General features: G+C 41.3%; 11 protein-coding genes. 3 read left to right on the top strand and 8 right to left on the bottom strand.

Annotated elements, in window-relative coordinates; genetic code table 11:
* Nucleotides 1-90: 90 nt before the first annotated feature.
* From V7K45_RS25925 to V7K45_RS25890, 8 genes are all read right to left on the bottom strand, one after another.
* Nucleotides 91-1,500 carry a caspase family protein gene (locus tag V7K45_RS25925; protein ID WP_335007797.1) on the bottom strand — a complete coding sequence of 470 codons (1,410 nt, stop codon included), beginning with the start codon at nt 1,498-1,500 and terminating at the stop codon, nt 91-93.
* A gap of 30 nt (nt 1,501-1,530) precedes the next feature.
* The gene (locus V7K45_RS25920) at nt 1,531-1,704 is read right to left on the bottom strand and encodes a hypothetical protein (RefSeq protein WP_335007796.1); all 174 of its coding nucleotides are present in this window, start codon (nt 1,702-1,704) and stop codon (nt 1,531-1,533) included.
* Nucleotides 1,701-1,907 carry a hypothetical protein gene (locus V7K45_RS25915; RefSeq protein ID WP_335007795.1) on the bottom strand — a complete coding sequence of 69 codons (207 nt, stop codon included), beginning with the start codon at nt 1,905-1,907 and terminating at the stop codon, nt 1,701-1,703. Before V7K45_RS25915 ends, V7K45_RS25920 begins: the two co-directional genes overlap by 4 nt.
* Nucleotides 1,908-2,324: 417 nt before the next feature.
* The gene (gene ilvD / locus V7K45_RS25910; RefSeq protein WP_335007794.1) at nt 2,325-4,010 is read right to left on the bottom strand and encodes a dihydroxy-acid dehydratase; all 1,686 of its coding nucleotides are present in this window, start codon (nt 4,008-4,010) and stop codon (nt 2,325-2,327) included.
* Between the two features lie 567 nt (nt 4,011-4,577).
* Nucleotides 4,578-5,216 carry a calcium-binding protein gene (locus V7K45_RS25905; RefSeq protein ID WP_335007793.1) on the bottom strand — a complete coding sequence of 213 codons (639 nt, stop codon included), beginning with the start codon at nt 5,214-5,216 and terminating at the stop codon, nt 4,578-4,580.
* Nucleotides 5,217-6,509: 1,293 nt separating this feature from the next.
* A complete protein-coding gene (locus V7K45_RS25900; protein ID WP_335007792.1) occupies nt 6,510-7,208 on the bottom strand; it encodes a calcium-binding protein in 699 nt (232 codons plus the stop codon).
* An 880-nt stretch (nt 7,209-8,088) separates the two neighbouring features.
* Nucleotides 8,089-8,325, bottom strand: coding sequence for a hypothetical protein (locus tag V7K45_RS25895; protein ID WP_335007791.1), 237 nt, complete (start codon nt 8,323-8,325; stop codon nt 8,089-8,091).
* A 234-nt stretch (nt 8,326-8,559) separates the two neighbouring features.
* Nucleotides 8,560-11,682, bottom strand: coding sequence for an MFS transporter (locus tag V7K45_RS25890; protein WP_335007790.1), 3,123 nt, complete (start codon nt 11,680-11,682; stop codon nt 8,560-8,562).
* 534 nt (nt 11,683-12,216) lie between these two features.
* Between V7K45_RS25890 and V7K45_RS25885 the strand changes: the two genes are divergently transcribed.
* From V7K45_RS25885 to V7K45_RS25875, 3 genes are all read left to right on the top strand, one after another.
* Nucleotides 12,217-13,497, top strand: a complete 1,281-nt coding sequence (locus V7K45_RS25885) for a general stress protein (RefSeq protein WP_335007789.1) — start codon at nt 12,217-12,219, stop codon at nt 13,495-13,497.
* Between the two features lie 142 nt (nt 13,498-13,639).
* Nucleotides 13,640-14,101: a BON domain-containing protein gene (locus tag V7K45_RS25880; RefSeq protein WP_292741746.1), complete on the top strand. Its 462-nt coding sequence runs from the start codon at nt 13,640-13,642 to the stop codon at nt 14,099-14,101.
* A gap of 180 nt (nt 14,102-14,281) precedes the next feature.
* Nucleotides 14,282-14,716, top strand: coding sequence for a CAAD domain-containing protein (locus V7K45_RS25875; RefSeq protein ID WP_335007788.1), 435 nt, complete (start codon nt 14,282-14,284; stop codon nt 14,714-14,716).
* The last annotated feature ends 155 nt before the right edge of the window (nt 14,717-14,871 follow it).

Below are 14,871 nucleotides of genomic sequence, written 5' to 3'. Positions count from 1 at the left end.
TGATTGATTTTTTTGCACAAGCACTGCTGGCTAATTCCAATAATTATCTGTCTATCCCATCCCTGCTTCCTAAATATTAGACCTGAATCCTTACGCATTGTTTAAGTAAATTAATGCTTCTGGGTCAGTGGAATTAGTTTTTCGATAAGCATCAAACTTTTCAATAGCAGTCTTACAGTCACTGTTAGCAAATGCTTGAACTCCAGCTTTTTTATCTGGGTTTGTATCTGGTTTTAATAAAATTTCTTCACCCAAACTAATTCTGTCGCCCAAAGTATACTCCTCTTTGACACAGGAATTTACTACAGGTTTAATTTTATCTTTAGGCGTAAGAAAGTAGACTAAAGTACCACCAAAAACTACTCCGATTACTCCGATAATGCAAGCTCCTATATAGTTTGTAAAATTCCTAGTTTTGCGACGTGGCTGTTCAGCAATTATTCGAGCTTCGATTAAGCCTATATCTTCATCTCTAAGTCCTAACGCTTGCTGAAGACGTTTCAGATTAGCCGCAGTTCTATCGCTGAGAGGAAACTCTTGCCTAATCTCATCACGGAACGCTAGCTCATATCGCTGTAATTTTATCCTTTTGTTTTCGATAGGTGCTAAAACTTGGGTTTCAATTGCAGCAGCGTCCTCAGATGATAGGTTCAGCGTTTCTTGTAATGCACCCAATGCAGTGCGACCAGCAACAGAAATCTCGCCGTTACCACCCTCTACCCAATACTCAACTTCTCGAAGATATGTGAGTTTGGGATCATTACTTGGTGCTTTGGCAAGCTTGATTTTAAAGCCACCTTTAACAGGATATATCTCTGGTTTCATGGCTGGCGTACTTTCTTGTACCTTCTTGGCAGCGTACTCATGCAATTCATCAACAGAAATCCAACCATCTTCATCCCGGTCTGCTGCACCAGTCTCTAACCCCTCAACTATGTAGCTGGTGTAAGTTGAGGTATCTACCCCTTGCTGTTCAAAGGAAAATTGGGTTGAAGTCGAAGATGTGAGAACAGCCCGCCCTTCTCCACCTAATTGGTTCTTGACATCCACAAAACCATCATCTCTTGCTAACATACCCTCAGCGAACGCGCCACTAAAGCAACAATCAAGAATAACTACCTCGCGTTTGGAGCGGCTACTACTCATCATGTCATGTACAAAATTAGCTGGTAGTGTTGTAGCCTTAAACAGTACTCCTCTGTCTGTTTTGCATGTGTTGCGAGCTGCAAAGTAAAGCTCCCCATTCTCATCTTTAATGCCATGGCCAGAGAAAAACAGTAGCACTAGGTCATCTCTTTGACGACCATCAAACAAGGTTTGGATGGCTACCCCCATCTCATGTTGTTGAGGATTTAACAGCAGTGTTACCTCATCAAAACCGCCAATTTCTGTATTCTCCAAAACTCGCTGCATCGCCTTGATATCTTTTGCCGCTGCTGGCAATGGAGTAAGACCAGGCTCATACTCACTGACTCCAATTAGCAGTGCTACTTTCGCCATCTCGTTATTCTTCCTTGCTGCTGGGATTTCTTAGTTACCTGCGATGAACTTTTGCGCTTGTTCAATGGCGGCGTTTAACTCTTCCTGACTGCTAGCTTTCACCTTGAGTTTCTTCCCGTTAGCCTCGACTTCCAACTCAATGCTTTTATTGCCCAAGCGATCGCCCAAATATCCCAACACTTTCTTAAAATTGGCAAGGCTCACCTCTGCTTGCAACACCCCACTAGAAAACCGCCAATAGACCTGGCTCCTTCGGGTATTTCTGTAACTGCTACGAGTTCAGCATTTTCAACATCTAAATCTTTGATTTCTCGCAGCAGATTCCGTGCTTCTCGTTGTTGCTCCTCTGCATCTAAATCTGGATTAGAAAGAGCGATCGTCAGTTTGACATTAGATTCAGAACTCATTTTGTGCCCTTTTAGATTTTTCAGCAGTTGATGGTCAATTCTATTTCTGTAGTATATCGATTGACATCACTTCTTCTATGTAAATTTCCTGAAACTTTTTCAATATTTTTCCAAAAACTCACGAAATTAAGGCAAAAATCTGGTATAAACACAGAACATTCCTCTTCAATAGCTTCAAAACTTAGAGGCAATCAACAGTATTTCATCTGACAAGTTGTTTCGATACAGCAATTTGTTTTACCACGCTTGCGATCGCAAAGTAAGTTACGAGTTTGTCCTTGCAACTTCTTTAGAAGCGATCGCAAGATCAAACTATTAAAAAACGACGTAAATCTAGCGACCATCTCAAATAACCAGACAAGGGGCTTCAGCCCCTTGTTAAAGGTAGGCAAACTTGCGCCACAGTTGTCAGGTTAACTAAAACAAGTCCAAATCTGTCACAGCACCAATACTGCTAGAAGATACCAATTTGGCATATTTTGCCAACACGCCTTTAGTGTAACGCGGAGCCGGAGGTTGCCAATTGGCACGACGACGGGCCAATTCTTCTTCAGATATATTCAACTGCAATAAACGAGCGGGTGCATCAATAGTAATACTATCGCCTTCTTCTACAAGCGCGATCGCCCCACCAACTGCTGCTTCTGGGGCAACATGACCAACCACCATACCGTAAGTACCGCCAGAAAAGCGTCCGTCGGTAATTAATCCCACCGCATCACCCAATCCAGCACCGATAATTGCGGAGGTGGGAGCCAACATTTCTCGCATTCCAGGGCCGCCTTTAGGCCCTTCGTAGCGGATTATGAGAATATCACCAGCTTGAATTTTACCAGCCAAAATTGCATCTAAAGAGGCTTCTTCGGATTCAAATACCCGTGCAGGCCCGGTAATTACTGGTTTTTTCACCCCAGTAATTTTGGCGACAGCTCCTTCCGTTGCCAAATTACCTCTGAGGATGGCTAAATGTCCTTGAGGATACATCGGGTTATTCCAAGGGCGAATCACATCTTGATTGGCAGATGGTTCTTCTGGTATGTCTGCTAATATCTCTGCAATGGTTTGACCGCTGATGGTGAGGCTATCACCGTGTAATAAATCATGCACAAGTAACATTTTCATTACTTGCGGAATGCCGCCAGCTTTGTGCAAATCTGTAGCGACATATTTACCACTTGGTTTTAGATCGCACAAAACGGGAACGCGGGCGCGGATGGTTTCAAAGTCGTCTATAGTTAAATCTACCTCAGCAGCACGGGCGATCGCTAAAAAGTGCAGTACTGCATTGGTCGAACCACCGACTGCCATAATCACAGAGATGGCATTTTCTATAGATTTGCGGGTGATAATTTGGCGGGGCAAGATTTGTTTACGAATGGCTTCGACTAACACAAATGCTGATTGTTCGGTGCTATCGGCTTTTTCGGCATCTTCTGCCGCCATTGTCGAAGAATAGGGTAAACTCATCCCCAACGCTTCAAATGCTGAAGACATGGTGTTAGCTGTAAACATTCCCCCACAGGAACCCGCACCCGGACAAGCTCGACCTTCAACCTCTAATAATTCCTTTTCGTCAATTTTTCCAGCACTGTATTGACCAACAGCTTCAAAAGAACTGACAACAGTTAAATCGCGTCCGTTGTAGTGACCTGGTTTAATTGTCCCACCGTAAACAAAGATAGCCGGGATATTCATCCGGGCCATTGCAATCATTGCCCCTGGCATATTTTTATCACAACCGCCAATAGCCAGCACACCATCCATACTTTGTCCAGTACAGGCGGTTTCAATGGAATCGGCAATCACTTCCCGCGACACTAGGGAATATTTCATCCCTTCAGTTCCCATCGAAATCCCATCGCTAATGGTAATTGTGCCGAACACTTGGGGCATTGCTCCGGCGGTTTTTATCCCCACCTCTGCTCTTTGCGCCAGTTGATTTATCCCCATATTACAGGGAGTGATCGTGCTGTAGCCATTGGCAATGCCCACAATGGCTTTATTGAAATCTTCATCTTTAAAACCAACTGCACGCAGCATAGCTCGATTAGGCGATCGCTGCACCCCTTGCGTCACAATTTGGCTTCTCAAATTCTCCGACATCTTTTTTCCTTCTGTGCCATCATCGCAACAGTTGCGATTGTATTACCTGATGATTTTCTCATGCCTGGGCGGTGCGATCGAATATGAGTAATTCTCTATGTTTCACCGTGTCTTTTGGTTAGCCCTAATTAGAATAAATCTTCATCTAAGCGTTTGTATAAAATAGGGAGCATTCTTGTGTGTTAGGCATCTAGAGTGTCGGAAATACTAGTATATAATCGCGTAAAAAAATATACTATTTAAAATAGTGCAAGAGCTTGGAATATAATTCTTTTGACTTTTGACTTCCGCTTTGCGGCACTAGGGATAGCAAGACAAATTTAAATATAAAAAAAAGCCATCGCCGCAATTTGAGGCTCTGACTTTCTACGTTTATAGCTTAGTATATTGATATTGATTCCGGTGCACAGTTGGAGACACTCTAACTTTGCACTAGAGTTGTTCTTCAAAATTATATCTGCCTTGAAAATAGTGACTAGGTACTGAGGACTGGGAAAGAGATATTTTCATTCTCTAATGCCTTCTACCTTCTGCCTCCTGCCTTATTTTCAAGGCAGGAATATTAAATTAAAGAATGAAGTCACTTGACACTACTTGTGGTGCTCCTATAAGCCGAACTTGAAACTCAGCCGACCGATCCCCATCAGTGCTACCTTCGAGAATACCTCCTGAATAACGGATTTGGCCGGGTGCGGAGAATTGGGCACTTCCAATGAAAGTGAAAGCTTGGTTGCCCCCAATCGTGGAGTTGGCATCGATATTAAATAGATCGATGCGATCGCCTGGCAAATTACCATTTCCACGAAAGTCAGCGATTAAGTCGCGTCCCGAAAGTGGACTATCAGAAATTGAGTTGTACTTGAAAACATCATTACCCGATCCTCCAGTGAGAATATCCTTTCCACTACCGCCAGTCAAGACATCATCCCCAGTACCGCCATTGAGCGTATCGTTGCCAGCACCACCGTTAAGAGTATCGTTGCCAGCATTACCAAAGAGGCTATCATTGCCACCCCCAGCGTTAAGGATACTCTTGCCACTACCACCTATAAGGGTACTGTTGCCACCACTAGTGTTAACGACATCGCTTTGACCATTATTGCTACTACTGCTACTGCTACTGCCACTGCCACTGCTACTGCTATAACTACTAGAGCTGGCGCTAACACTGCCGCTCCCGTAAGAGATTGATATTGAAGTTGCCATTGATGAGTTTCTCCTAAACTTAGAGGGGAAAAAAATTACGTCTTTACTTCTCCATTATAAAACGGCATTGCTGATTAAGAGTATGAATTTGATTTCCTTCAAATGCATAAAGCAAGCAATTTAAAACATGGAATTTGAGAATTCCATACTTTCATTCAATAATGCCGACAAAATCAGGTCAAAATATCAAGAATGAGGGTATATTGTTGAACAAACCTGATTGGAACAGTCCTTTACTATTAAATTTGAATATTTGAGAATATTTGAGAATATTTAATAAGTACTAAATGTATTTGATGATATTTATATCAAAATTGTACCAAAAATCATTTTATGCCCTTGTACCTTATATTTTCAGTTGTTTCAGTTGGAAAATACTAAGGAATAGTAGATTTTTTCTACGTAATTATATAGATTTGAGAACATTAGTACTGTAGTCATAATAACAATACATACTATTACCCTCCAGCAAACTTTTTTATTAGAAAAAAGAATAATTAACTTTCTTTTATTCTCTGTCCAGAATAAAATCGAAAACCTTTGTGCAGATAGAGTTAGTTTTGCATATTGATATTTGTTTAGTGGTTTCTGTAGTTATATATAACAAATAATTGCCAATAAGTTAAAAGCTTTGTTAGATGCATGACACCAAGAAAAGCCTAAAGATTTGTGTAACTTGAATTAGTTCCCAGTCTTAAGTACTGGAAATGTATTTCGATAGGGCTGCTGCCTCTGCTAAAGCCATTGGAGGCGGAGCCTCCCAGGATAGATCGATTGGGGCTGTATTTTAACTTAGTGCCATTCCCTTGTTAGACCAGTGCGTAGGCGTAGCCCGTCGTAGACATCGCTGCACTGCTAGCGTTAGAATTTAGCTATTGTGGCATCATCACAACTTTTGCGATTGATTGTATTAACAGATTTTTTCATGCATACGCAGCATTGGTAATTTTATATTTTTTAGATGGGCTTCTGTTAGATGCAGTTGATATGAGCAACTTTGTTAGTATTAACTGTGCTTGGTTATAGCAATATCATTCTTGATAGGTTAAAGGCTACTGCATTTTCTCACAGTTGGAGTATGTTTGGCTTTGCACCTAAATTATTCTTCAATATTAGACTTCTTGTATAAATCATAAATAAGAACCCTACCCCTAAGCCCTTGCTCTTAGAAGTAGGGTGTCCAGCGCTTTTGCAAGAGACTTCATGGCCTGCGCTCACAAGGAACAATGAAAAAAATGATATTGGAACGATTTTGCGTACTTTCAACCTCTATTTCAAGGTTGGTATATTAGATTAGAGGATGATGTCGCTTGCCACTAGTGATGGTGCTCCTGTCAGTCCAATTTCAAACTCAGCTGACAGATCCCCATCAATGTTAGCTTGAAGAACACCTGCTGAATAACGAACCTGACGTGCTGCTGAGAATGCGCTAGAACCGATGAAAATAAAAGCTTGGTTGCCCGCTACACTGGAGTTAGCGTCAATGGTAGATAGATCGATTTGATCGCCTGCAAAGATACCGTTTCCAACGAAGTCAGCGATAACATCTCGTGACAAACCAGTAGGACTATCTGAAACTGAATTGAAATGGAAAATATCGTTGCCAGCACCACCAGTAAGAGAATCAGTCCCAGCACCGCCAGTGAGGATATCGCCGCCAGCACCGCCATTTAGGGTATCGTTGCCCGCACCGCCAGTGAGGATATCGCTGCCAGCATTACCGTTAAGGATATCACTGCCAGCACCGCCAGTAAGGGTATCGCTGCCAGCATTACCGTTCAGAATATCGCTGCCAGCATCCCCATTTAGACTATCGTCGCCGGCATTACCGTTCAGAATATCGCTACCAGCACCGCCATCTAAGATATCGTCGCCGGCATTGCCGTTAAGGATATCGCTGCCAGCACCCCCATTTAAGGCAGGACGAAAGATTAGTGGGGAACCGTTAATGGTATTGTTGTCATTAAAAATGGTACCGTTGATAATTGCCATTATTAAGTTTCTCCTGAACTTAGAGGGTAAAAAATAACCTCGTCACTTTCCCATCAGAAAACGGTGTTGCTGATTAAGAGTATGAATTTGGTTTCCCTCAAAGGTGTAAAGGAAACAGTTTCAAATATTGAATTTTTAAATTTCTCACTTTTATCCAGCAACGTCGGGAAAACAAGGCCAAGAAATAAGGAGTCGAAGAGACAACTGAACCACACCTGATTGGAACAGGTCTTTGCTGTTAAGTTTGAAGATTTGACAAGCAATAGATGTATTGATGATGTTGGCAGCAAAATTATGCCAAGAGTAATGTGATGTCCTTATATCTTTACTGGTTGGAGTAGTAGGATGGGATGAAACAAGCAGATTTACTTCTACAGAAGCGCATAGCTTTTAGAACGTTTTGATTTTATCCACAATCACAAGACTATACTATTACTTTCAAGCCTAGTTTTTCCTATCTATAAGAAAGAGTAATTAGCCCTTTTTTATTCCTCTCGCTAAAACAAAATCTGAAACCTTTGTTCAGATAGGGTTGGTTTTGCTTTTTGAGATTTATTCGAGGATTTATCTAGTTATCTATAAGGAAATAATTGCCAATAACTTAAAAGCCTTGTTAACGAGTGCGACGCCGAATAGCCCATCGTAGACATCGCTACATCTCTTGCGTTACAATGTCCCTCTTCAAATTTTCTGACATTTTTTGAATGTAAGTGGCATCATCGCAATATTGCGATTGTATTACCTGATTTTCTGATATATACGCAGCGCAATTTAATAACTATAAACTATCAGAGAGGCAAGCTAAACTTATCTTTGTTTGCGACTATTCAAATATCAAAATTCTGCATTCTGCCTTATTTTTAAGGCAGATAATATTAAATTAAAGGATAATGTCGCTTTCTACTAGTTGTGGCGCTCTTGTAACCCGAATTTCAAACTCAGCCGACAGATCGCCATCAGTAGTACCTTGGAGAATACCTCCTGAATAACGGATTTGACCGATTGCAGAGAATGCACGACTCCCGATGAAAGTGAAGACTTGGTTGCCTTCTTTAGTGGAGTTGGCGTCGATGGTAGATAGATCGATTTGATCGCCTGCAAGGATCCCGTTTCCCACAAAATCGGCGATCGCATCCTGTAACAAACCAGGTTGACTCTCTGAAACGAAGTTGAAATCGAAAACATTGTTACCCGATCCTCAAATGAGAACATGAATCCCACCAACACCAGTGAGGATACCACCGTTACCAAAAGATGGCGGTACTTTTCCGATTTATAAAAAAAGTGGCATTCAGTCTTTCTAAATGAATGCCACTTTGTATTTATCAAAATTTCTGATGACGAAGATATTTTAGCCAGCTAAACTTATCCCAGTCACAGCGATCGCACCTGCGATCGCACTGGCAGCAAGAGAAGTAATTGCTGTGCCAAATATCCACCACGCAGCATTTGCAACAGTTTTCTTGGTTTCTTCGGCTTGCTTTTTAGCTTGCTCTTGAATCGCTTTCAGGCGTTTTTGAGTTTCTTTCTGGATGCGTTCGGCTCGATGCAATACGCCATCCCGCGCCGCTTCGATTTGGTTAATAATGCGGTTAGCATCCGCCTCGGAAATATCTTCACGAGAACTCAGTACAGCAACTAAGGTGTCACGATCGAATTCACTGAGGCGATCGCGCAATGCTTCAAATCCGGCTTGGGGATCGTCGAAGACTTTCGCAAAGTCTTGCTTAATCCCTTCATAGTTGAGTTCGGAACGATTCAGGGAGTTGAGATAGTTGCGAACTTTGGCAAAAACTCCATCTAGCACTGATTGTACTCTCTGCTGAATCTGTTGGAATTGTTCGACAATCGAACTGCGAACAGAATCAATTTGATCCACAATTCGGTTAGCTTCCTCTTCTGAGATATCCTCACGTTGGGATAATAGCGCCACAATTGTCGAACGGTCAAATTTCGCGGCGCGATCGCTTAAATTGCCAATTCCAGCACGGGGAGAAGACAATAGCAATTGTAAATCGCGTTTGATTCCTTCGGGGTTGAGTTCTTCTTTGTTGGTATTACGCAGATATTCTTCGAGATTAGCTTCAAAATCTAAAGCTTGTTGAGTGGTGCGCTTCGCTAAACGTCGTGGCGCTCTCAGGATATCACCAATGGCATCTTGAGCGCGATCGATAATCTGATTAACCTGCTCTTGGCTCAAGTCGCCGCGTTGACTCACGAGTTTAACCAAGGTTTCTCGATCGACATTAGATAAGCGATCGCGCAGTGCTAAAGCTCCAGCTTGAGGATCGTCGAGTAATTTTTCCAAGTCGGCTCTGATACCTTCTGGATTAAGTTCTTCCAAGTTGGTATTGCGGAGATATTCGGCGATCGCTTTTGTAGTTTTTTCGTACTGTTCTTTCGCTTGTTGCGGTACTTGCAAAATACTATCTCGCACTGCTTCGAGCTGATCGAGAATTTGGTTTACCTGTTCTTCGCTCAAATCCTGACGCTGACTGAGCAATTGTACCAAGGTATCGCGGTCAAATTGCGATAGGCGCGAAGTCAAAAGGCTAATTCCAGCTTGGGGATCGTCTAGCAAAATTCTAAATTCGCGTTTGATCGCTTCGGGATTGAGTTCGTCTTTGTTAGTATTCCGCAGATAGTCTTCAACTCTTTGGCGCAGTTCATCGGCTTTGGCTTTTGCTTGTTCTTGCAATTCTCTAGCACGATTCAAGAGATTGTCGCGGTTGCGTTCGAGTTGACTAACAATATTATTAGCTTCCTCTTCGCTGATATCTTGACGCTGTTGGAGCAATTGTACAAAAGTATCGCGGTCAAATTGTCCGAAGCGACTACTTAAATCTTCAAAACCAGCTTGTGGATCGTCCAGCAACTTGCCAAAGTCTCGTTCAATACCTTCAGGATTAAGTTCGTCTTTACCCGTCGAACGCAGATAATCTTCGATGCGGCTGCGGAAATCTTGCCCTTGTTCTCGTGCTTGAGCCTGTTTGACAGTTTCTAAAACTTCCAGGCGATCGCTTTCCATTTGTTCGGAAATTTCTTTCACCCTAGCTTCGCTAATATCACCGCGTTGCTTTAGTAAGTTGGTGAAATATTCTTGATTTATTTCTTCCAACTCCCGTCTCACAGTTGTTGGATCTGCATTTACGTCATAGATGACTTCTTTAAATTCATCTATTAGGGTAATTCGGTTAAAGTGCCAAGGGAACGAATGCAATATGTAATCTTCTACATCTGCCTTAATTGCATTTTCCAATGATATGGGTAATTTTGCAGATACTTGCTCACTTGCTTCCTCTCTAAACTTTTGAAGTTGTTCTGTGACTTCCTCGACATCGACATCTTGAACTTTTTCTTTCAGTTTTTGCAACTGAGTTGTAATTTTGTTCACATCGATATTAGAAAGGTTTACTCGTTCCAGAACTGCTGGCGCAGCTGCACTTAAGCCATAGGTAATAGCTTGCTTGATTATACCATTGCCATTACCGCCTCCGATTGTAACCAATTCTTGCAGCCGTTCGCCCAATTGCTCAGAATTTAGTTCTTCAGGTGTAGCAGACTTAAGTAAATTAATTACTTGTTCGGTAGGATTTTTGCGATTTAAAGCTTGTTGCCACGCACCTTCAAATTGGTCAGCAATGCTATTAATATCTTCTTTAGATAAATCGCTACGGCTGCTGATTAAATCAACAAATGTTTGGCGATTAACGTTTTGCAATAGATCGCTGTTAGCGACAGATTGTAAATCTGTATCTTTAAGAAGCTGGTCAAATTGACTGCGAATTTCTTTAATATCCAGCTTTGGTAATTGCAGAGAACCTAAAGAAGTTTGGATGGTATTCTTAATACCTTCAGAATCAAAACCTGAAGTCAATTCCCGCCGGACTGCGGCTGTAATATCTTCAGCAGTAGAAACTAACTGTTTTTTTGCAGTATTAGCACCGATACCAGTAGTTGCCGTGTCCATCAGAGTTTTAAAACCAGAAGTAACAGTATTAGATATAGAACCAATTAAAGAACCTACTGCTGATGAACCCAACCAAATTACTAGTGAAAAATAGGTAGACCAAATGACTACACCAATAATTGCTCCTAAAAATGCGCTTTCGATTAGGCTAAGTTTTACTGCTAAAAAACAAGCAATAAATAATGCAATGCTAACGGTTATTAACGCCCAAGCACCAACTTTAGCTTGACCTTTACGAATTTTCTTGCCCAAACTTTCAGACTCATCATCAGAATCTGCATCAATTTCCCAAGATGAAATTCCGACCGCAACTGAAAAGTTTGTCAATAATAATTGAAAGGCAAATGCCATCAAAACACCAGCTAGCAGTGCCACCAATAATTTAGGCCCAGAAAAAACAACTGATGCTTCTTCTGGAGTTAGTACTTCCTGAGCTAAAGTTATCGGCGCTAATGCCAAAGGTAGCTGACTCCATCCCAAAATACTTAAAACAGCTTGAAACATAGAATTTTCTCACTTTTACTCAATTAAATACCCATTTATAAAATGGCTTATTTATCAGTTTAATTATCATTTATGTAAGCTAACACTTTCTTAAGTAATAGGTTGGTTGTCCAAAAGTCGTATTTAAAAAAATAAATATTTATCTTGGATCGAGCGACGAAAATTTGTGAATTAGTTAATATTTTTTAAAGAAAATTTATTAGGCAAAAAGAAATATTGTAAAAGTGTATTTATCGATATAGTAAGTTTGGAGTGGGTGAGTTACACTAGCAAACGCTAGAAAATAGTATTTAAGTATCAACTTGATTGAGGAAATTGAAAACAAAGAATAATTGTTATAAAAAGTTTAAAAAATAAAACATATTTTCTAGTGGAGATTTAGTTACTAACTTTAGATAAAACCACCTATATCTAATGATAGAGGTAAAAATTCTTCCAAGCGATTGATGAAAAATAAATAGAAACATGTATTAATAAAGGTTACTAGGAGCTATGAAATAGTAAATAATTGATTTTTGCTGAGGAGAAAGAATAATGGTAGTCGGTCTACATAAACGTGCTGTAGGTGTATTTTCTCATCGTCGAGATGTAGAACATGCCCTACATGAATTAAAAAAAGTTGGCTTTGACATGAACAGAGTTTCTGTCATTACCCAAGATGGAGACAAAGACGATATTGCTGGTGCAGATGTGAGCGATCGCGTTGGCGATCAATCTGACGAAGGTGCTAAAGTCGGAGCTGCTACAGGCGGTGCTTTGGGCGGATTGGCTGGCTTATTAGTCGGTCTTGGCACTTTAGCGATTCCTGGAATCGGGCCAATTATGTTGGCTGGAGCCGCAGCAACTACCCTAGCTACAACTCTCGCTGGCGCTGGTATTGGTGCAGTAGCTGGTAGTTTGCTGGGTGCATTAATTGGTCTAGGAATTCCTGAAGAACGAGCTAGAGTTTACGACGAACGTGTTAGACGAGGACACTATTTAGTCATTATTGATGGTACAGATTCAGAAATACTTAGAGCAGAAGCAATTTTAAATCATCAGGGTGTGGAAGAGTTTGGCATTTACGACCACCCAGATGCGACCAATGCAACCACTGGTTATGTGACTCCAACTTCTACTGCTGGTCATAGTGGTGTTGCGAAACGCGCGATCGGGGTATTTTCTCATCGTCGAGATGCAGAAGCAGCAATTACAGAATTACGAGATGCAGGTTTTTCCTTGAATCAAGTCTCCATCATTGCCAAAGATACAGACGGTCATGGGATCGCTGGTGTAGATGTAGATAAAAACGTTGGTACAGGTAATAAAGCAGACGATGGCGCAAAAACTGGAGCAGCTACAGGCGGTGTTTTGGGCGGCTTGACCGGCTTATTAGTTGGACTTGGAACTCTAGCAATTCCTGGAATCGGGCCTGTAATTGCTGGTGGCGCAGTTGCAACAGCTTTGGCGACAACATTAGCTGGTGGCGCGATTGGTGCAGCAGCAGGGAGTATTGTAGGCGCACTCGTTGGCTTGGGAATTCCTGAAGACAGGGCGCGAGTATATGGCGATCGCTTCCAAAAAGGTGACTATTTAGTAATTCTTGATGGTACAGAAGCTGAAATCCACCAAGCTGAAGCAATTCTTAAACGTCGAGGTATTGAAGAATTTGCAATCTATGATGCCACTGAGATTAGTGACTATCGCCCAGGTTCCGACCGAGTAACGCATAATGACGCAGTAGTAGTCGATCCGATTCGCCCCAATTACTCAACAGAGCCTCATAGAAACGATCCTGCTGTAGTTATTGTCGATCGTCGTGATGAAGTACTTTAACCTAAAGTAATTTTCACTCACACTAGTTAGACAAAATTGCAGGAGCAATAATTTGAAAACTTTGCTCCTGACTAAATAAACTTGCTCCTCATCTTTGCCGTAAATATCAATAGATTTCATTTTCTGATTCAGAATTAAACCCATGAAAAAGCTAACCCCCTTCGTAATTAGTTGCCTTTTAGTGTTTGGTGTTGCTGCTTGTGATAACGCTTCTAAAACAAGTGAATCTGCACCCAACAATCCTAATGAAGCTCCTCAAACACCAACTGCAAAAACAACAGAAGCTTCTCAAAAAGATGCACAAAGTGAAGTTCGCAGAAGACAACTCAATGAAGATATTCGCGCCCGCGAACAGCGCAATAATACCACTGGTGGCGACACAAAAAGAGCTAAAGCTGACTTAGAAAGTGAAGTTCGCTCCAAATTAGAGGCTAATATCCCCAAGAGTCAACTAACAGTTAATGCCGCAGACGGTGGTGTTGTAACTGTGGCTGGAACTGTCACCAATCAGCAGGAGTTGGCTAAAATTGAAAAATTAGCTAAGGAAATTAAAGGTGTCAATAGTGTAGTTGTGAAAGCAACTGTTGCCAAAGTAACTAACTAAGGCAACTAACAAATCCAAAGGAGCAAGTAAGTCTAAACAGATTTAACTGCTCCTGCTAAGTTTCAGTGGTCAGTAATAAGTTTAACTGACCACTAATAATTGATAACTGACAACCTTAATAACTATATTTATTGATGCTCACAGTTATACAAAGTCTTCTAGTTACCAAACATAAAAACTATGGAAACCGAACAACAGCAACGTGAATCGATCGATGCTTCCTTATCACAAGGTACGCTAGCACTTGAAGGTACTGATACTGCAAACTTGCCAAAGTTACCCCCAGCACCCGAACCTGAATCTCAATTGCAGCAAATTAGCAGACAAATTTCTCAATTTTTAGAGCAACTGCCCCAATACTTAAGTGAATTTTTTCGGGACTACAAGCAGCCTCTAATAACCGTTGCTTTAATTTTGGCAGCGATTGTTACAGCTAGAGTAGTACTGACGGTACTAGCTGCAATCAATGATATTCCTCTACTATCACCACTTTTTGAGTTAGTTGGAATTAGTTACACTAGTTGGTTTGTTTTCCGTTATTTACTGAAGGCTTCAACTCGCCAAGAGTTAGCCGATGAAATTCAATTACTGAAAAACCAATTCATTGGCGAGTAAATTTACTAACCATTAAACTAAGATTGACACGGGCAAATAGAATTCGCACCTACGCAAACTCTCGTCCGCCTCTGCGGGCTTGGTAAAGCCTTGTATAGTTGCAGTTTCTAATTGCCCTTTTAATGTTATGTTGACTCAACTAAAACCCTTGTTCT

The sequence above is a fragment of the Nostoc sp. genome, assembly GCF_036917375.1.
Classification (GTDB): domain Bacteria; phylum Cyanobacteriota; class Cyanobacteriia; order Cyanobacteriales; family Nostocaceae; genus Nostoc.
Note: the sequence above shows the minus strand (reverse complement) of the source record. Positions and strands in the feature narration are given on the sequence as shown.

What these genes read in the sequence shown, in the direction of transcription:
- V7K45_RS25900 (WP_335007792.1), bottom strand. Translation starts at nt 7,208, where the DNA reads ATGGCAATTATCAACGGTACCATTTTTAATGACAACAATACCATTAAC.
- V7K45_RS25880 (WP_292741746.1), top strand. Translation starts at nt 13,640, where the DNA reads ATGAAAAAGCTAACCCCCTTCGTAATTAGTTGCCTTTTAGTGTTTGGT.
- V7K45_RS25890 (WP_335007790.1), bottom strand. Translation starts at nt 11,682, where the DNA reads ATGTTTCAAGCTGTTTTAAGTATTTTGGGATGGAGTCAGCTACCTTTG.
- V7K45_RS25925 (WP_335007797.1), bottom strand. Translation starts at nt 1,500, where the DNA reads ATGGCGAAAGTAGCACTGCTAATTGGAGTCAGTGAGTATGAGCCTGGT.
- ilvD (WP_335007794.1), bottom strand. Translation starts at nt 4,010, where the DNA reads ATGTCGGAGAATTTGAGAAGCCAAATTGTGACGCAAGGGGTGCAGCGA.
- V7K45_RS25905 (WP_335007793.1), bottom strand. Translation starts at nt 5,216, where the DNA reads ATGGCAACTTCAATATCAATCTCTTACGGGAGCGGCAGTGTTAGCGCC.
- V7K45_RS25915 (WP_335007795.1), bottom strand. Translation starts at nt 1,907, where the DNA reads ATGAGTTCTGAATCTAATGTCAAACTGACGATCGCTCTTTCTAATCCA.
- V7K45_RS25875 (WP_335007788.1), top strand. Translation starts at nt 14,282, where the DNA reads ATGGAAACCGAACAACAGCAACGTGAATCGATCGATGCTTCCTTATCA.
- V7K45_RS25885 (WP_335007789.1), top strand. Translation starts at nt 12,217, where the DNA reads ATGGTAGTCGGTCTACATAAACGTGCTGTAGGTGTATTTTCTCATCGT.